Below are 17726 nucleotides of genomic sequence, written 5' to 3'. Positions count from 1 at the left end.
CCGACCGCACGACCAGAAGGGCATGGATGAGCAACGAGACCGAGCCGGTGACCGAGAGTCCTCTGCTGCACCCTCGACCGTCCTCCGGCGGTCTCGACCGGTCCGACGTCGTCCTCCGCAAAGGGCGCTTCACCCTGCTGAACGGGCACCTCACGCCGCAGCAGTCGATGATCGACGACCTGCTCTTCCTCGACGACGCGCTCACCGCCGGCGACGTGGACCACCTGCTCATCCGCGGGAACGACCAGCGCCCGGTGATCGCCCTCGACGAGCGTGACCGGCAGCGTGCTGAGTCAGCCGTGATGGACGCCGCCATGGGGGAGCCCTTCTACGCCAAGCCCCCGGGCAAGCCGGCGGTGCTGGTCGTCGACGACGGCCTCGGCCCGGTCGACGAGACGGTCCTCCGCGTGTTCCGCCCCCGGCTCGAACCCATCGGACGGCTCCGCTACGGCGCCGAGACCAGCGTGCAGATGGAGTTCTGGCGGGTGACGGACACCGAGGTCCTCGCCCCCGTCGAGAACGCCCTCATGCGTCGCAGCCTGCCGATCGAGGAGTTCGTCCTCGTCGACATCGAGCGCTACGGCCGCACGTGGCAGACCGTCGAGCACATGTTCGACGACCACGTCTCCGACATCCGCTTCCCGATCGACATCGTGTTCTCGTGGGTCGACGGCAACGCGATCGAGTACCAGCGCGCCCGTCAGGCAGCGCAGTCCTCCGCCGTGCTCGGTGAGGGCGACGACGCCCCCGCCCGCTTCCGGCAGATCAACGAGCTCAAGTACGCCCTGCGCTCGGTCTACATGTACGCGCCGTGGGTGCGGACGATCTACATCGCGACCGACTCCCCGGCTCCGGCCTGGCTCGCCGAGCACCCCCGCGTCCGCATCGTCCGGAGCGAGGAGTTCTTCGCCGACCCCTCGGTGCTCCCGACGCACAACTCGCAGGCCGTCGAGTCGCAGCTGCACCACATCCCGGGCATCAGCGAGCACTTCATCTACTCGAACGACGACATGTTCTTCGGGCGACCGGTCGACCCGTCGGTGTTCTTCAGCCCCGGCTCGGTGACGAAGTTCCTGCTCGCCGACACCCGCATCGGCCTCGGGTCGAACAACCCGCGGCGCAGCGGCTTCGAGAACTCCGCGCGGGTCAACCGTCGCCTCCTGCAGCAGCGCTTCGGGGCCGTCACCACGCGTCACCTCGAGCACGCGCCGACGCCACTCCGTGCCAGCATCATGACGGAGATGGAGCACGAGTTCGCGGACGAGTTCCGCGCCACCGCGGCCTCCCGCTTCCGTGCCGCCGAGAACATCTCGGTGACGAACTCCCTGTACCACTACTACGCGCTGCTCACGGGCCGGGCGATCGTGCAGGAGAACGTCCCCGTCGGCTACATCGACACGACCATGCTCTCCGGGCTCCGCGAGCTCGAGGACCTGCTCAAGAAGCGCAACGCCGACTTCTTCTGCCTGAACGACGGCAGCTTCCCCGAGGTCAGTGACGACGAGCGCACCACGCGTGTCACCGACTTCCTGGAGCGCTACTTCCCGTTCCCGGCGCCCTGGGAGCGCCCCGACGAGGTCTGACGCCCGCCGTCGCTCCTCGGTGAGATCGCGCGTCGTGTCGCCTCCGGTCCGCCGGACCTGACACGGAGTGCGATCTCACCGCCCAGGGAGCGCTCGCACGCGCTCGGCGTCGCGAGCGGGCACGACGTCCCGCTCAGGTCCGCCGAGCGGTCACCGACTGTCGTCTGCGCCGCCGGGCACCGACGACGTGTGACCACTCGGCGCCGCGCCCTGGTTCCTCGTCTGTCCGCGCTGAGATCGCACTTCCTGTCGCCTCCGTTCCGCCGGACCCGACACGGAGTGCGATCTCGTCGCCGGACGGCGCCCGCGTTCGGCCGGGAGGCCCGTGCCGAGTCCGCAAGACCCGGCCGCGTCCGGTTGTCGTGACCGGTCATGACACCCCGCTCACGTCCGCCGAGCGGTCACCCGCTGTCGTCTGCGCCCCCGGGCACCGACGAAGTGTGACCACTCGGCGCCGCACCCCGGGTCCCCGTCTGGCCCCGGTGAGATCCCACTTCGTGTCGCCTCCGGTCCGCCGGACCCGACACGGAGTGCGATCTCACTGCCAGTCGGAGCGGACACCGTCCGATGCACTCGACGGCGCGACCGGTCACGACATCCCGCTCACGTCCGCCGGGCGGCCACCGGTTGTCGTCTGCGCCGCTGGCAACCGACGACGAGTGACCACTCGGCGCTGCGGGAGCGACGGAGTGTGACCGATCGGGACGACGCCCCAGGCAGGGTCGGCACGAGGGCCGGGCGGGTCAGCGGCGGATGGGGGAGACGGGGACCGCGTCGAGCGTGAACACCGGGATGCTCGACGTGACGGGGGCCGGCTCGACGGCAGCGGGGATCGTGACGCCGGCCGCGGCGAGACGGGCCTCGGTCTCCGCGGACGAGACCGGCTGTCCGACGGTGGAGTACGTCCCGATGGGCACCACCGAGTGCACGGCAGTGTGTCCGTACACGTGGACCAGGTTGAACGACTGCGCTCCGTCGCGACCACGGGTACCGCGCTGGAACTCGTTGAGGTCCTGCGTGTAGCACGTGGCACTGGCGACGGACACCGGGATCCCGGCGAACACGGCGTTGGTCGAGTAGTGCAGGTGCCCGGCGATGATCGTCAGGACGTCCGAGCCCTCGAGGACCTCGGCGAGGGCCTGTTGCTCGCGGAGCTCCACGAGGACCGTGAGATCCTGCACGCTCGGCACGGGCGGGTGGTGCATGGCGAGCACGGTCCCGTGCGGTGCGGCCTCGGAGAGCACTTCGGCGAGCCAGTCGAGCTGCTCCGGCGTGACGACACCGTGGTGGGCTCCGGGGACGCTGGTGTCGAGCGTGATGACCCGGAGACCGTTCACGTCGTACACGAAGTCGACGGGTCGGTCGGTTGGCTGCAGCCCGAAGAGCTCCTGGCGGAAGGCGCCGCGCTCGTCGTGGTTGCCCATGGCCCAGATGACCTGGGCGCCGATGCGGTCCGCCGCCGGTTCGATGATCTGTCGGACACGGGCGTAGGCACCCGGTTCGCCCTTGTCGGCCACGTCACCAGTGACGACGATCGCTTCGGGTCGAGCGCCGGAGGCCTCGATCTCGTCGATGATCTGCGTCAGCCGGGCTGCTGAGTCGACGGCTCCGTAGAGGTCGCCGTCGCCCGCGATGAGGTGGGTGTCGCTGAGGTGGAGCAGGAAGTGGTTCGGCCTGGGGTGTTCAGCCGTCCGGGCGTCCATCGGGTTCTCATTCCGTTGGTGGTTCCTCGGCAGAGGATCTCCCGCTGGGGGAGTGCACGGTGCAACACATTGCCACATCGTCCTGGAGCAGTCCAACACGTGACCTTGAATCGCAGGTGAACCCCAGACGGCGTGTTGTCGCCGGCAACGAAACAACCCCCACCACAGCGTGATGGGGGTTGTTCGTCGAACCGTGACAGCTAGTGTCCGCCTGCTCCGACCTGCGGGGCCTGGTGGCTGCCCTCGAGGTCGGGACCGTGGTGTGCCGCGTGTGCGGCTTCCAGCTCGGCCTTGGACACCGGGGCGATGCGGTCCTCGAAGAAGAAGCGCGTCATGCCGGCGCGGACCTTCTGCGCGGGGGTGATCTGACCCTTGGCGTTCGGGCGGATCATCAGCGGCTTGTACTCGTTGAACTGCAGCAGACGCCAGCGCTCGTACTCGTCGAGCTGCTCGTGGACCTCGATGTACTCACCGTGCGGGAGGCGGACGATGCGGCCCGACTCGTAGCCGTGGAGCACGATCTCGCGGTCCTTCTTCTGCAGTGCCAGGCACACGCGCTTGGTGATCCAGAAGGCGACGAACGGGCCGAGGACCGTCGTGGCCTGGATCACGTGGATCACGTGGTCGACCGAGACCATGAAGTGCGTCGCGATGATGTCCGAGCTCGCCGCTGCCCAGAGGCTGGCGTACAGCGTGATGCCGGCGGCACCGATCGCGGTGCGGGTCGGGGCGTTGCGGGGACGGTCGGCGATGTGGTGCTCGCGCTTGTCACCGGTGACCCAGGCCTCGAGGAACGGGTACAGGAAGATCGCCAGGATCAACGCGACCAGGACCCCGATGGGGACCAGCAGGTTGAAGGAGACCGTGTAGCCGAACCACAGGACTTCCCAGTGCGGCGGCACCAGTCGGAGCGCGCCGTCCGCGAAGCCGATGTACCAGTCAGGCTGGGTACCGGCGGACACGGGGGACGGGTCGTACGGGCCGTAGTTCCAGATCGGGTTGATCGTGAACAGCGTGGCGATGAGGGCGAGGATGCCCGCGACGATGAAGAAGAAGCCACCGGCCTTCGCGGCGAACGCCGGGAGGATCGGGACGCCCACGACGTTGTCGTTGGTCTTGCCGGGGCCCGCGTACTGCGTGTGCTTGTTGATCACGACGAGCACGAGGTGGACACCGAGGACCGCCACGAGGATCGCCGGCAGCAGCAGGATGTGGAGCGTGTACAGACGCCCGACGATCGCGGTCCCGGGGAACTCGCCGCCGAACAGGATGTAGCCGATCCAGACGCCGATGACCGGGACGCCCTCGATCATGCCGACGATGATGCGCAGACCGTTGCCGGAGAGCAGGTCGTCGGGGAGCGAGTAGCCCGTGAAGCCCTCGGCCATGGCCAGGACCCACAGCACGAAGCCGAAGACCCAGTTGAGCTCGCGGGGCTTGCGGAAGGCGCCGGTGAAGAACACGCGGGCCATGTGCAGCATCACGGAGGCGACGAAGAGCAGAGCCGACCAGTGGTGGATCTGCCGGACGAAGAGCCCGCCGCGGATGTCGAACGAGATGTCGAGCGTGGACTGCAGGGCCGTCGACATCGCGACGCCCTTGAGCGGGACGTAGGTGCCGTTGTAGACGACCTCGGCCATCGAGGCCTGGTAGAAGAACGTCAGGAACGTCCCCGACAGCAGGATGACGACGAAGCTGTACAGCGCGACCTCACCGAGCATGAAGCTCCAGTGGTCGGGGAAGATCTTGCGCCCGACCTCCTTCACCAGGCCGGAGATGCTGGTCCGCTCATCGATGTAGTTGGAGATCCCGCCGATGATGCGGGACCCGCGCTCCGGAGCCGGCTTGGTGCTGGTCTCCGGCGCTCGTGTCGTGGTTGTGGTTGTCATCAGCGTGCACGCTCCCAGAAGGACGGCCCGACAGGTTCGTGGAAGTCGCTCTGCGCCACCAGGTAGCCGTCGTCGTCGATCGCGATAGGAAGTTGGGGGAGGGGACGGGCAGCCGGTCCGAAGATGACCTCGCAGTTGTTCGAGACATCGAAGGTCGACTGGTGGCAAGGGCACAGCAGGTGGTGCGTCTGCTGCTCGTAGAGCGCGACCGGGCATCCGACGTGGGTGCAGATCTTGGAGTACGCGACGATGCCGTCGTAGCCCCAGTTCTCGTGCCCCTTCGCCGGGTTGAGGTCCTTCGGGTCGAGGCGCATGAGCAGCACCGCGGCCTTCGCCTTCTCCTCGAGCATGTGCTCCTTGTCCAGGAGCCCGTCGGGGATGACGTGGAAGACAGAGCCGATCGTGACGTCCGATGCCTTGATCGGGAGTCCGGTCGGGTCCTTCGTGAGACGAGTCCCCTTGGCCCACATGGTGTGGCGGAGGAGCTCGTTCGGGTCGGCGGCCGGTGCGAGGTCACGCACGAGCACGATGCCGGGGAGGGGGAACGCGACGAGCGCGCCGATCATCGAGTTGCGGATCAGCTTGCGACGGCTGAAGCCGGACTCCTTGTCGGCGAGCTGGAAGGCCTCGACGGCCTTGGCGCGCGTGGCGTCGGTCCCACGGGTGGGGTGGCGCTGCTCCGTGATCTCGCGGTCCGTGACGAGGGACTTGCCCCAGTAGACGGCGCCGATGCCCAGCGAGAGCAGGGCGAGGGAGATCGAGAGACCCAGGAAGAGGTTCGCGAGGCGGACCGTGCCGAAGTCGTCCGCGCTGATCGGGAACGCGATGTACGCGGCGATCGACAGGACGCTGCCGACGATCGACAGGTAGAAGAACGTCGCGACCTGGCGCTCGGCCAGGCGGGCCTTCTTCGGGTCGACGTCGGTGCGACGCGGACGGTGCGGCGGCTCGCCCGGGTTCTCGAACGGTTCCGCGGGGACGACCGCGGTCCCGCCGCCGACCGATGCCGCGTGCCTCTCGACAGCCGAGGACGAGTTCAGCGCCTCGTCGTCGTGCTCTGCCATGGTGTTCCCTTCAGTGTCGTGCGACACGGACGATCAGTTGGACTTCGCGGTCAGCCACACGGTCATCGCGACCACTGCGCCGAGTCCGAAGATCCAGATGAACAGACCCTCTGCCACCGGGCCGAGGGACCCGAGGGCGAACCCACCGGGGGACTTGTTGTCCTGCACGTACTTGAGGTACGTGATGATGTCGGCCTTCTGCTCCGGCGTGATGTTCAGGTCGTTGAACACCGGCATGTTCTGCGGGCCGGTCTGCATGGCCTCGTAGATGTGCTTGCCCGTGACCGTCTCGAGGTTCGGGGCGTACTTGCCCTCGGTCAGGGCGCCACCGGCACCGGCGACGTTGTGGCACATGGCGCAGTTGATGCGGAAGAGCTCGGCGCCCTCGGCTGCGTCACCGTCAGCACCGTTGGTGAGCGACTCGGACGGCACCGACGGGCCGGGGCCGAGGGAAGCGACGTAGGCCGCCATCGCGTCGACCTGGTCGTTGGTGAACTGCTCGGGCTTCTCTTCGCCCTGGGGGCCCTGCTGCGCGAGCGGCATGCGGCCGGTGCCGACCTGGAAGTCGACCGACGCTGCGCCGACACCGATGAGCGAGGGGCCCTCGCTGGTGCCCTGAGCGGACAGGCCGTGGCACGTGGCGCAGTTGGACGCGAAGAGCTTCTCGCCCTCGTTCACCTGCGACTGGCTCGACGCGGCGACCGTGCTGACGTTGTCGTCGGCGCTGGCCGTCGAGCTGAACAGGGCGTACGCGCCACCGGTGGTCATCAGACCCACGACGATGAGCGAGACGGTCGCCACGGGGGAGCGACGGCCCTTCTTCTTGGACTTGCTGCTGTTGAACATGCGCTTGGTGCTGTCCGTTTCCTACTTGAGAAGGTAAATGACGGCGAAGAGGCCGATCCAGACCACGTCGACGAAGTGCCAGTAGTACGACACGACGATGGCCGTGGTGGCCTCCTTGTGACCGAAGTTCTTGGCGGCGAAGCCACGACCGATCGTGAGGAGGAAGGCGATCAGGCCACCGGTGACGTGGAGGCCGTGGAAGCCGGTGGTGAAGTAGAAGGCGGAGCCGTAGGCGCTCGAGGAGAGCGTGATGCCCTCGTGCCAGAGGTTGGCGTACTCGAAGATCTGGCCGCAGACGAAGATCGCGCCCATGCAGTACGTGACGAAGAACCACTCCGTCATGCCCCAGTCGGTCGGCTTCCAGCTGGTGCGGTGCACCTGGAAGCGCTCAGCCGCGAAGACGGCGAACTGGCACGCGAAGCTGGACAGCACCAGGATGATCGTGTTCACCGAGGCGAAGGGCACCTCGAGGTGCGCAGTCTCGGTGGCCCACAGCTGGGGCGAGGTGCTGCGCAGCGTGAAGTAGATCGCGAACAGGCCGGCGAAGAACATGACCTCGCTGCCCAGCCACACGATCGTCCCCACGGCAACGGGGTTCGGCCTGTTGAGGACCGTACCGCTGGCTGGTCTGGAGAGAGGGGTGCTTGTCACGTTCTCCATTATGGCCGAAACCACCGACAGTGTTTTGCCAGTCAACTGGCGGGTCGTTCGAAAACAGTACGATCGTCGGCATGTCTGACCTCCTGACCTGGCCCGTGGTGATCAGTGCGCTCATGGCGCGCGAGGACCTGAGCATCAGACAGTCCACATGGGCCATGGAGGAGATCGTCGCCGGGCGCGCCACCGACGCGCAGATCAGCGCCTTCGCGGTGGCCCTCCGCGCCAAGGGCGAGACGGTCGACGAGGTCGTCGGCTTCCGCGACGCGATCCTCGAGGCGGCGGTCCCGCTGGACGTCGACCCGATGGCGCTCGACATCGTCGGCACCGGCGGGGACGTCGTCGGGACGGTGAACGTCTCGACGATGGCGGCCGTCGTGATCGCCGCCGCCGGGGTCCCCGTGGTGAAGCACGGCAACCGGGCGTCGTCGTCCAAGAGCGGGTCGTCCGACGTGCTCGCGGCCCTGGGGCTCGACCTGACGATGGACGCCGAGCGCGTCGCCGAGACGTTCCGTCGTGTCGGCCTGACCTTCGCCTTCGCCAGCGCGTTCCACCCCGGGTTCGCGCACGCGGCCTCGGTCCGGCGGGAGATCGGCGTCCCGACGGTGTTCAACTTCCTCGGACCGCTCGTGAACCCCGCCAGGTGCGAGGCCAACGCGGTCGGTGTCGCCCAGCTGGAGCTCGTGCCGATCATCACGGGCGTGTTCCAGACCCGCGGCGCGACGGCACTCGTGTTCCGTGGCGACGACGGCCTCGACGAGCTCACCACCACGGGCCACAGCCACATCTGGGAGGTCACCGGCGGCCGGGTCACCGAGCACGACCTCGACCCCCGCGACCTCGGCATCCCCCGCGCCCGGACCGAGGACCTGCTCGGCGGCGAGCCCGAGGTGAACGCCGCGATCGTCCGTCGGGTGCTCGCCGGCGAGACCGGCCCGGTCCGCGACATCGTGCTGCTGAACGCAGCCGCCGGCCTGGTCTCGTTCCGACTGGCACAGGACCCGGCCGAGTGGGACCGCCCGATCCTGCACCGCTTCCGCGAGCAGCTCCTGGTCGCGGCCGAGGCCGTCGACTCCGGCGCGGCCGAGCAGAAACTCGCCGACTGGGTCGGCGCCGCGTAGCGCGTACCGGACAACGCGAAGGAGGCCCGGTGCCGGTCCCGGGGACCGGCACCGGGCCTCCAGGCCGTCAGTGCTGCTGTCCCGTGTTACTGGACGTCCTCGTCGACCCAGTCGAAGGTCTTCGTGACGGCCTTCTTCCAGAGGCGGAGCGTGCGCTCGCGCTCGGCGGCGTCGAGCTGCGGCTCCCAGCGGGAGTCCTCCTGCCAGTTGGCGCGGAGCTCGTCGAGGTTGGCCCAGAAGCCGACCGCGAGGCCGGCGGCGTAGGCGGCACCGAGCGCGGTCGTCTCGGCGACGACCGGACGGACGACGGGAACGTTGAGGATGTCGGCCTGGAACTGCATGAGGGCGTTGTTCGCCGTCATGCCGCCGTCGACCTTGAGCTCGGTCAGGTCGACGCCGGAGTCGGCGTTGACCGCGTCGAGCACCTCGCGGGTCTGCAGCGCCGTCGCCTCGAGGGCCGCACGCGCGATGTGGCCCTTGTTGACGTAGCGGGTCAGGCCCACGATCGCGCCGCGGGCGTCGGGACGCCAGTACGGCGCGAAGAGCCCGGAGAACGCCGGCACGAAGTACACGCCGCCGTTGTCCTCGACGGTCTTGGCGAGGGCCTCGACCTCCGGCGCGCTCTGGATGAGGCCGAGGTTGTCGCGGAGCCACTGGATGAGCGAGCCCGTGACGGCGATCGAGCCCTCGAGGGCGTAGTGGGTCTCGCCGTCGCCGAGCTTGTAGCCGACGGTGGTGAGCAGCCCGTTCTCCGAGCGGACGATCTCCGTGCCCGTGTTGAAGATGAGGAAGTTGCCGGTGCCGTAGGTGTTCTTCGACTCGCCCTTGTCGAACGCGGCCTGCCCGAAGGTCGCGGCCTGCTGGTCGCCGAGGATGCCCGCGATCGGGACCTCGCGGAGCAGGCTCGAGGACTCGACGTGGCCGTAGACCTCGGAGGAGCTGACGATCTCGGGGAGCATCGACTTCGGCACCCCGAAGTCGGCGAGGATGTCGTCGCGCCACTGCAGCGTCTCGAGGTCCATGAACAGCGTGCGGGACGCGTTGGTGACGTCGGTCTTGTGGACGCCGCCGTCGGTGCCACCGGTCAGGTTCCAGAGGACCCAGGTGTCGGTGGTGCCGAAGAGCAGGTCGCCCGCCTCGGCCTTCTCACGCGCACCCTCGACGTTCTCGAGGATCCACATGATCTTCGTGCCGGCGAAGTAGGTGGCCAGGGGCAGGCCGACGATCGACTTGTAGCGGTCGGTGTCACCGGCGGCCAGCTTGTCGACGAGTGCCTGCGTGCGGGTGTCCTGCCAGACGATCGCGTTGTAGACGGGCTTGCCGGTGGTCTTGTCCCAGACGACCGCGGTCTCGCGCTGGTTCGTGATGCCGACCGCCGCGACGTCGTGGCGGGTGATGTCGGCGCGGGACAGTGCCTGGCCGATGACCTCACGGGTGTTGTCCCAGATCTCGCTGGGGTCGTGCTCGACCCACCCGGCGCGCGGGAAGATCTGCTCGTGTTCCTTCTGACCGCTCGACACGATCGAGCCGGAGTGGTCGAAGACGATGGCGCGGGTGCTGGTCGTGCCCTGGTCGATGGCGACGATGTAGTCGGCCATGGGTGCTCCTTCTGGGTGGTCGGTGCTGCGCTCGGCCCCGGGGTCGGGGTCGACCGTGGTGCTGGGAGGGGTCGGCGTCAGGCGACGACGGGGAGGAGTGCGTAGGACAGGCCGGCGGCGATCGCGCCACCGAGCAGCGGTCCGACGACCGGCACCCAGGCGTAGGCCCAGTCGCTCGAGCCCTTGCCCTTGATCGGCAGGAAGGCGTGCGCGATGCGCGGGCCGAGGTCACGTGCCGGGTTGATGGCGTAGCCGGTCGGGCCACCGAGGCTGACACCGATCGCGATCACGAGGAAGGCGACGGGGATGGCGCCGAGCTCCGACGGGGTCTTGCCGTTCGTGAAGGCGATGACCGTGAAGACGAGGACGAACGTGCCGATGATCTCGGTGACGAGGTTCCAGCCGTACGAGCGGATCGCGGGGCCGGTGGAGAACACGCCGAGCTTGGCGGCGGGGTCGGGCTCCTCATCGAAGTGCTGCTTGTACGCGAGCCAGACGATGACGGCTCCGATGACCGCACCGATCATCTGCGCGAGCCAGAAGAGCAGCATCGTGCCGACGGAGATGTTGCCGAGGATGGCCTGCGCGAGGCTGACCGCGGGGTTGAGCTGGCCGCCGGACTTGTACGACACCGTGACGCCGGCGAAGACCGCGAAGCCCCAGCCGATCGTGACCATGAGGAAGCCCGCGCCGAAGCCCTTCGACTTCTTGAGCGAGACGGCGGCGACGACACCGCCACCCAGGATGATGAGCATCGCTGTGCCCACGAGCTCGGAAAGGAACTTGACGCCGATGTCGTCCATCGGTGACCTCCAACTGTGTTGGTTGGGGATGCCCGCTGGTGCTCGGCACTCCCCATCGAGTGATTGGGGCGAGCATACTGCCGGGTTTCCAGCCCACGGGGGGTCCTCGTGAGCCTTCGACAGAAAAGTGCACGAACGTGCACGAGGAGCGGGCGTCCGACCATCGACACCCCGGTTCCCGCCTGCCAGGCGGTGCACGGACGTGCACCCTCCGGGAACACCCGCCCGCTGTAGCCTGGCTCCACTCCGGACGACGTCGGCGGTGTGCAGGCCTCGTCCCGGTCCCGACCCGAGGAGTCCTCCCGCCATGAAGAAGCTCATCAACGACCCGCACGACGTCGTCACCGAGACCGTCCGCGGGTTCGCCGCGGCCCACGCCGGACACATCGAGCTGGTCGAGGACCCGGTCCACCTGCACCGCGCGGACGCCCCGGTGGCGGGCAAGGTCGCGCTGGTGAGCGGTGGCGGCAGCGGGCACGAGCCCCTCCACGCCGGCTTCCTCGGCTTCGGCATGCTCGACGCCGCGGTGCCCGGGCCGATGTTCACGAGCCCGACGCCGGACCCCGTCGTCGCCGCGACCAAGGCCGTCGACGGCGGCGCGGGTGTGCTCCACATCGTGAAGAACTACACGGGCGACGTCCTGAACTTCGAGACCGCGGCCGAGCTCGCCGAGATGGACGGCATCCGCGTGGAGACCGTCGTGGTCGACGACGACGTGGCCGTGCAGGACTCGCTCTACACGGCCGGTCGGCGCGGGGTCGCCGGCACCGTCGTCGTGGAGAAGTGTGCCGGAGCCGCTGCGCAGCGCGGGGACGACCTCGACGCGGTCGCGGCCGTCGCCCGGCACGTCAACGACGTCACGCGGTCGATGGGCCTGGCGCTCGCGCCAGGGACCGTGCCGCACGCGGGGGAGCCGTCCTTCACGCTGGCCGACGACGAGGTCGAGCTCGGCATCGGGATCCACGGGGAGCCCGGGCGGGAGCGCATCGCGATGGCGCCGGCCGACGAACTCGTCGACCGGGTCCTCGAGCCCGTCCTCACCGACCTGGACCTGGCGGCCGGGTCGCGCCTGCTCCTGTTCGTGAACGGCATGGGCGGCACGCCGCTCTCCGAGCTCTACATCGCCTACCGACGCGCCGCCGAGGTGCTCTCCGATCGCGGCCACGAGGTCGCGCGTAGCCTGGTCGGCAACTACGTCACGTCCCTCGAGATGCAGGGCTTCTCGATCACCGTCACGGTGCTCGACGACGACCTGCTCACCCTCTGGGACGCACCGGTGGAGACCCCGGCACTGCGCTGGGGTCGCTGACACCCGACCGGCCGGCACCCCCGGCCGCCGAACCGGTCACGCCCGGCCCGCACGCAGGGCCGAGCGTGACCCCGCAGGAAGGAACGACATTGGCGCTCGACACCGCATGGGCCACCGACTGGGTCCGACGCACCGCCGCGACGATCGACGAGCACCGGGCGGAGCTCGTCACGCTCGACCGGGAGATCGGCGACGGTGACCACGGCGAGAACCTCGACCGCGGGTTCCGCGCCGTGCTCGAGGCCGTCGAGGCCGGCACGTTCGACACCCCCGGCGCCGTCTTCAAGACCGTCGCGACGAAGCTCATCTCCACCGTGGGCGGCGCCGCCGGCCCGCTGTTCGGCACGGCGTACCTCAAGGCGGCCCAGGCGGCCGGCGACGCCACCGAGCTCGACGCCGACACGCTCGTGCAGGTGCTCGCCGCGGCCCGCGACGGCGTCGTCTCCCGCGGCAAGGCCGCGGTCGGCGACAAGACGATGATCGACGCGTGGACCCCGGCGGTCGACGCCGCCACCACGGCAGCGCAGGCGGGGGAGTCCCCGGAACGCGTCCTCGAGGCCGCCGCCGACGCCGCACGCAGCGGGGCCGAGGCCACCGAGCCGCTCGTCGCCCGCAAGGGCCGCGCGAGCTACCTCGGCGAACGCGCCGTCGGGCACCGGGACCCCGGGGCGCAGTCGACGGCCTACATCCTGCGCGCCGCGGTGGACGCGGCGTGAGCGTCGGCATCCTGGTCGTCTCGCACAGCGCGGCGATCGCCTCCGGCACCGTCGAGCTCGCCCGGCAGATGGCCGCCGACGTCCAGCTCGTCGCCGCGGGCGGCACCGACGACGGCGGGATCGGCACGTCCTTCGACGCCATCACCGCCGGCATCGAGGAGCTCGCCTCCGCCGACGCGGTCGTCGTCCTGTGCGACCTCGGGTCCGCCTACCTGACCACCGACACCGCGCTCGACTTCCTCGACGACGACGTCCGCGCACGGGTCCACGTGTCCGACGCCCCTGTCGTCGAGGGCACGGTCGCCGCGGCGGTCGCCGCCCAGACCGGCGGCGACGTCGACGCTGTGCTCGCAGCCGCCCGCACGGCCGCAGCGTCCGAGGCGGACGCGGGGGGAGCCTCCCGGCCCGACGGCGACCAGCCTGGAGGCCCGGTGCCGGACACCGGAGCCGGCCCCGCTGACGACGTGGCCGCGTCCGCCACCGTGCAGCTGGTCAACGAGACCGGTCTGCATGCCCGCCCCGCGGCGGAGTTCGTGAAGACGGCCGCGAAGTACGAGGCGGCCGTCCGCGTCAACGGCGTCGACGCGAAGAGCCTGCTCGGGATCATGGCCCTCGCCCTGCCGAAGGGCGCGACCGTGTCGATCGAGGCAACGGGTGCCGACGCCCAGGACGCCGTCGACGCGCTCGAGGCCCTGGTCCGGTCCGGCTTCGGCGAGTGAGCCCGACGAGCCACTGAGACCGGCCCACCACCGAGCGCTCGCGTCGCCGCGGTCGTCAGCCCCGGATGCTGACGGTCGCGGCGACGTCCACGTCCGAGGGGCCGCCGACCGCCCCGGCCGTGGCGAACAGGACGGCACCGAACACGGCGCTCCAGAACGTCCTGGCGTCCCGTGCGACCCCGCGTTCGCTCGTCCAGCCGTGGTCCGCGACGACCCGCTCGAGCCAGCGCTCCGACTGGCGGAACAGCACGGCGAGCAGGGTGCTCGTGCGCTCCCGCAGCGCGGCGTCGCCCTGCGCCAGCCCGAGGGCGGTCACGAGAAGGCCCGTCGACGGCATCGCGAGGGCGGTCCGGGCGAGGACGTCGCGGAAGCCCTCGGACGTCGACGCCCGTCGTCCCGCCGCCTGCAGCCGGGTGGTGTCGCGGAGGAACCGGACGAAGGCGGCGTCCACCACGAGCCGGTCCTTCGAGCCGAAGTGGTGCGTGATCTGGTTCGGGTAGACCCCGGCTGACCGCGCGACCTCGCTGACCGTCAGGGTGCGGGGGTTCCGGTCGGCGAGGAGATCCGCTGCCGCTTGGAGGATCCGAGCGCGCGTCGCCGTGCCACGTGGTGTTGCCATGGCCGAATTGTACGTGGTACAACTCAACTTGTGCAGCATACAAACAGCGACAGCAGCGACATCGTCATCACCGGGTACGGCGCGGTCTCACCGTTCGGGCACGGGGTCGACCCGCTCTGGGACGCCCTGGTGGCCGGCCGGTCCGGTGTGCACGAGCTCGGTCGCGACGGCGACCTGTGGGCCCGGGTGCCGATCCGCGTCGGGGCCGACGCCGCCCTCGACGCCGAGGGGGCGCTCGGCCGGGTGCGGGCCGCCCGGCTCGACCGGAGCCAGCAGCTGGCACTCGTCGCGTCGGGGGAGGCCTGGGCGGACGCCGGGTTCGCCGGAGCCGCGACCGGGCTCGACCCGGAGCGGCTCGCCGTCGTCGTCGGGACGGGCATCGGCGGCATCGAGACGCTGCTGGACGCACATGACGAACTCGGTCGGAGCGGGGCCCGCCGGGTGTCACCGCGGACGGTGCCGATGCTCATGGCGAACGGGGCCGCGGCGCAGATCAGCATCGAGGTCGACGCCCGGGCGGGGGCGTACACGACGGTGTCGGCGTGCGCGTCGGGCGCCGAGGCGATCGCGATGGGTGCCCGACTCATCCGCTCCGGCGAGGCCGACGTCGTCGTCGCCGGGGGCACGGAGGCGGCGGTCACCCCGGTGACGATGGCCGCGTTCGCCCAGTCCCAGGCTCTCGCGAAGCCGGAGGGCGAGGACCCGACCACGCTCTCGCGGCCGTTCGACCTGAGCCGCCGCGGGTTCGTGCTCGGCGAGGGAGCCGGGATCGTCGTGCTCGAACGGGCCGACCACGCCGCTGCCCGTCGCGCCCGGGTGCACGCTCGGCTGGCCGGGTGGGGAATCACCTCGGACGCGTTCCACATCACCGCGCCGCGCGCCGACGGCTCGGGGCAGGGGCGGGCGATGACGCAGGCGCTCCGGATGGCTGGGCTCACCGGCGCGGACGTCGACCACGTCAACGCGCACGCGACGAGCACCCCGCTCGGCGATGCGAGCGAGGCAGCCGCGATCGCCCGGGTCGTCGGCCGGGACGCCGTGGTCACCGCCCCGAAGAGCGCGATCGGGCACATGTTCGGCGCGGCCGGTGCGGTCGAGACGATCCTGACCGTGAAGGCGCTCGAGACCGGGACCGTGCCGGCGACGCTGAACCTGGAGCACCTCGACCCGGCGATCGACCTCGACGTCGTGTCCGGTGCCGCTCGTCGGACGCGGGTCCGTGCGGCGCTCAACAACTCGTTCGGCTTCGGCGGGCAGAACGCGTCGCTGGCACTGCTCGCGGTGTGAGCGGTCCGGTCGGTCGGCCGGCTCGCGGTGTGCGCGGTCCGGACGTCCGGCCTGCTCGCGCTCAGCGCGGCGCGAGGTCCTGCAGTCCGGTGACCCGCAGCAGGTCGAGCGTCGTCGCCGCCTCGGAGCCGGGCACCACCGTGTAGACGACGATCCGCAGGTCACCGCCCGGCACGGTCATCACGTCGCAGTCGACCTCGATCGGCCCGGCCGCGGTGTGGACCGTCTTCCGGCTCGCCCGGTGTTCGGCCACGCGGGCCGTGTCCCAGCGGCGGGCGAACTCGGGCGACTCGGCGCGGAGCCGTGCGACCAGGTCGGCGAGGGCGCGGTCGCCCGGGTAGCGCCCGTACGCGGTGCGGAGGTCGGCGACGAGGTCGCTGGAGAACTCCTCGGCGTGCTCGTCGTCGTAGTCCACGTTGTGCTGCCCGACCATGAAGTGCCGCCAGACGAGGTTGCGCTCGAGCCCGACCAGGCGCTCCGGGTCGCCGTTCATCGCCGCCCAGAGGTCGTTCCACAGCAGGATGTCGTGCGTCGCCGTGAACACCGCGAGCGGGACGTCCCCGAGCCGGTCGACGATCCGCTGCACGCCGGGGGTGATGTGCCGCGGGACGACGTTCCGCGACGGCGGGGCGGCGTCGGCGACGCGGAACAGGTGGTCGCGCTCCTCGGTGGTCAGGCGCAGCGCCGTCGCGAGGGCGCCGAGCAGCTGCGGCGACGGGTTCACCGACCGGCCCTGCTCCAGCCGGACGACGTAGTCGACGCTCACCCCGGCGAGCGCGGCGAGTTCCTCGCGTCGGAGCCCGGGCGTCCTGCGTCCGGCGCCGGCGGGCAGCCCGACCTCCTCCGGACGGACCCGGTCCCGCCACGACCGCAGCACGTTCGCGAACTCGCTCATGTCCCCATCCTCGCCTGTCCGTGACCGTCCGGGGTGGTACTCGGAGTCCCACCGTCGAGCGGCACCTGGGAGTCCGGTGGCGGAGGGGACAGGCTGGGCACATGACCACCACACTCATCACCGGGGCCAACCGCAGCCTCGGACTCGAGACCGTCCGCCGCCTGATCGAGGCCGGCCACACCGTGTACGCCGGCATGCGCGACCCGTCCACCGGCGACGACGCCCGCGCACTCGGTGCCCACGTCGTCCAGCTCGACGTCACCGACCAGTCCAGTGTCGACAGCGCGATCGCGTCGATCCCCGAGCTCGACGTGCTCGTGAACAACGCCGGGGTGCTCGGCGCCTCGTTCGGCGTCGACGACCTCGACGCAGCCGTCATGACCGGCGTGCTCGACACGAACGTCGTCGGCATCGTCCGTGTCACCCAGGCGGCACTCCCGCTGCTGCAGGCGTCGTCGAACCCCGTCGTCGTGAACGTCGCCTCCGGGGTCGGCTTCACCCGCTGGCTCTCGACGCCCGGGCACGACGAGTACCCCGTGCCGTCGATCCCGTACGCCGCGTCGAAGGCCGCGGTCATCGCCCTCACCGTCCAGTACGCCAAGAACCTGCCGACGTTCCGCGTGAACGCGAGCGACCCCGGCTACACGGCGACGGAGTTCAACGGCTTCGGCGGGCACCAGACGATCACCGAGGGCACGGACGCCACGGTCATGCTCGCCACGCTCGGCGTCGACGGCCCGACGGGCGAGTTCCACGACCGGCGCGGTCGCATCGAGTACTGAGGCAGACGGTCGGTCCCGTTCTGGGACCGGCGTCCCTGACGCCACCACATGACGGACGGGAGGCCCGGTGCCCGCTGGCACCGGGCCTCCCGTCCGTCCTGGTGGTGCGCCGACCGTCGTCGGGTCGACCGGGCG

Annotated in this window: 16 protein-coding genes; 7 read left to right on the top strand and 9 right to left on the bottom strand. The window is 70.3% G+C overall.

Annotation, left to right across the window (positions count from 1 at the left end; translation table 11 throughout):
• Window positions 1-26: 26 nt before the first annotated feature.
• On the top strand, window positions 27-1583 hold the full coding sequence (locus tag ITJ68_RS08590; protein ID WP_194660877.1) for a stealth conserved region 3 domain-containing protein: 1557 nt from the start codon (window positions 27-29) through the stop codon (window positions 1581-1583).
• 743 nt (window positions 1584-2326) lie between these two features.
• Here ITJ68_RS08590 and ITJ68_RS08585 read toward each other — a convergent pair.
• The 5 genes from ITJ68_RS08585 to ITJ68_RS08565 all read right to left on the bottom strand — a co-directional run bounded on the left by ITJ68_RS08585 (window position 2327) and on the right by ITJ68_RS08565 (window position 7745).
• Window positions 2327-3286: a phosphodiesterase gene (locus ITJ68_RS08585; RefSeq protein ID WP_194660876.1), complete on the bottom strand. Its 960-nt coding sequence runs from the start codon at window positions 3284-3286 to the stop codon at window positions 2327-2329.
• A gap of 200 nt (window positions 3287-3486) precedes the next feature.
• The gene (locus ITJ68_RS08580) at window positions 3487-5175 is read right to left on the bottom strand and encodes a cytochrome b (RefSeq protein WP_194660875.1); all 1689 of its coding nucleotides are present in this window, start codon (window positions 5173-5175) and stop codon (window positions 3487-3489) included.
• A complete protein-coding gene (locus tag ITJ68_RS08575; RefSeq protein WP_194660874.1) occupies window positions 5175-6239 on the bottom strand; it encodes a ubiquinol-cytochrome c reductase iron-sulfur subunit in 1065 nt (354 codons plus the stop codon). Before ITJ68_RS08575 ends, ITJ68_RS08580 begins: the two co-directional genes overlap by 1 nt.
• Before the next feature lie 33 nt (window positions 6240-6272).
• Window positions 6273-7085, bottom strand: coding sequence for a cytochrome c (locus ITJ68_RS08570; RefSeq protein WP_194660873.1), 813 nt, complete (start codon window positions 7083-7085; stop codon window positions 6273-6275).
• Between the two features lie 21 nt (window positions 7086-7106).
• Window positions 7107-7745 carry a cytochrome c oxidase subunit 3 gene (locus ITJ68_RS08565; protein WP_194660872.1) on the bottom strand — a complete coding sequence of 213 codons (639 nt, stop codon included), beginning with the start codon at window positions 7743-7745 and terminating at the stop codon, window positions 7107-7109.
• A 71-nt stretch (window positions 7746-7816) separates the two neighbouring features.
• On the opposite strand from ITJ68_RS08565, the gene trpD reads away from it, so the two are divergent.
• Complete coding sequence (trpD, locus tag ITJ68_RS08560) at window positions 7817-8863, top strand: anthranilate phosphoribosyltransferase (RefSeq protein ID WP_194660871.1); 1047 nt, start codon at window positions 7817-7819, stop codon at window positions 8861-8863.
• Window positions 8864-8949: 86 nt separating this feature from the next.
• Here trpD and glpK read toward each other — a convergent pair whose 3' ends face one another.
• A complete protein-coding gene (gene glpK / locus ITJ68_RS08555; RefSeq protein ID WP_194660870.1) occupies window positions 8950-10461 on the bottom strand; it encodes a glycerol kinase GlpK in 1512 nt (503 codons plus the stop codon).
• 77 nt (window positions 10462-10538) lie between these two features.
• Complete coding sequence (locus ITJ68_RS08550) at window positions 10539-11264, bottom strand: MIP/aquaporin family protein (protein ID WP_194660869.1); 726 nt, start codon at window positions 11262-11264, stop codon at window positions 10539-10541.
• Window positions 11265-11571: 307 nt separating this feature from the next.
• Between ITJ68_RS08550 and dhaK the strand changes: the two genes are divergently transcribed.
• From dhaK to dhaM, 3 genes are all read left to right on the top strand, one after another.
• Complete coding sequence (dhaK, locus tag ITJ68_RS08545) at window positions 11572-12573, top strand: dihydroxyacetone kinase subunit DhaK (RefSeq protein ID WP_194660868.1); 1002 nt, start codon at window positions 11572-11574, stop codon at window positions 12571-12573.
• An 89-nt stretch (window positions 12574-12662) separates the two neighbouring features.
• Complete coding sequence (dhaL, locus tag ITJ68_RS08540) at window positions 12663-13289, top strand: dihydroxyacetone kinase subunit DhaL (RefSeq protein ID WP_194660867.1); 627 nt, start codon at window positions 12663-12665, stop codon at window positions 13287-13289.
• Window positions 13286-14008 carry a dihydroxyacetone kinase phosphoryl donor subunit DhaM gene (gene dhaM / locus ITJ68_RS08535; RefSeq protein ID WP_194660866.1) on the top strand — a complete coding sequence of 241 codons (723 nt, stop codon included), beginning with the start codon at window positions 13286-13288 and terminating at the stop codon, window positions 14006-14008. The genes dhaL and dhaM overlap by 4 nt, the downstream gene beginning before the upstream one ends.
• Window positions 14009-14063: 55 nt before the next feature.
• On the opposite strand, the gene ITJ68_RS08530 is transcribed toward dhaM, so the two are convergent.
• Window positions 14064-14627, bottom strand: a complete 564-nt coding sequence (locus tag ITJ68_RS08530) for a TetR/AcrR family transcriptional regulator C-terminal domain-containing protein (RefSeq protein ID WP_228505187.1) — start codon at window positions 14625-14627, stop codon at window positions 14064-14066.
• A gap of 30 nt (window positions 14628-14657) precedes the next feature.
• Here ITJ68_RS08530 and ITJ68_RS08525 point away from each other — a divergent pair, with 30 nt between their 5' ends.
• Window positions 14658-15914, top strand: coding sequence for a beta-ketoacyl-[acyl-carrier-protein] synthase family protein (locus ITJ68_RS08525; protein WP_323743258.1), 1257 nt, complete (start codon window positions 14658-14660; stop codon window positions 15912-15914).
• Between the two features lie 61 nt (window positions 15915-15975).
• Here the strand turns inward: ITJ68_RS08525 and ITJ68_RS08520 are convergent, their stop codons facing one another.
• Window positions 15976-16809, bottom strand: a complete 834-nt coding sequence (locus tag ITJ68_RS08520; protein WP_194660864.1) for a helix-turn-helix domain-containing protein — start codon at window positions 16807-16809, stop codon at window positions 15976-15978.
• A gap of 101 nt (window positions 16810-16910) precedes the next feature.
• Here ITJ68_RS08520 and ITJ68_RS08515 point away from each other — a divergent pair, with 101 nt between their 5' ends.
• Entirely contained in the window at window positions 16911-17591 is a 681-nt protein-coding gene (locus ITJ68_RS08515; RefSeq protein ID WP_194660863.1) for an SDR family NAD(P)-dependent oxidoreductase, read from the top strand.
• Window positions 17592-17726: the final 135 nt, after the last annotated feature.

Source organism: Curtobacterium sp. VKM Ac-1395 (assembly GCF_015350975.1).
In the GTDB taxonomy this organism is placed as follows: Bacteria; Actinomycetota; Actinomycetes; order Actinomycetales; family Microbacteriaceae; genus Curtobacterium.
The sequence above is the reverse complement of the archived record's forward strand: the minus strand, read 5'-3'. Positions and strand labels throughout refer to the sequence as shown.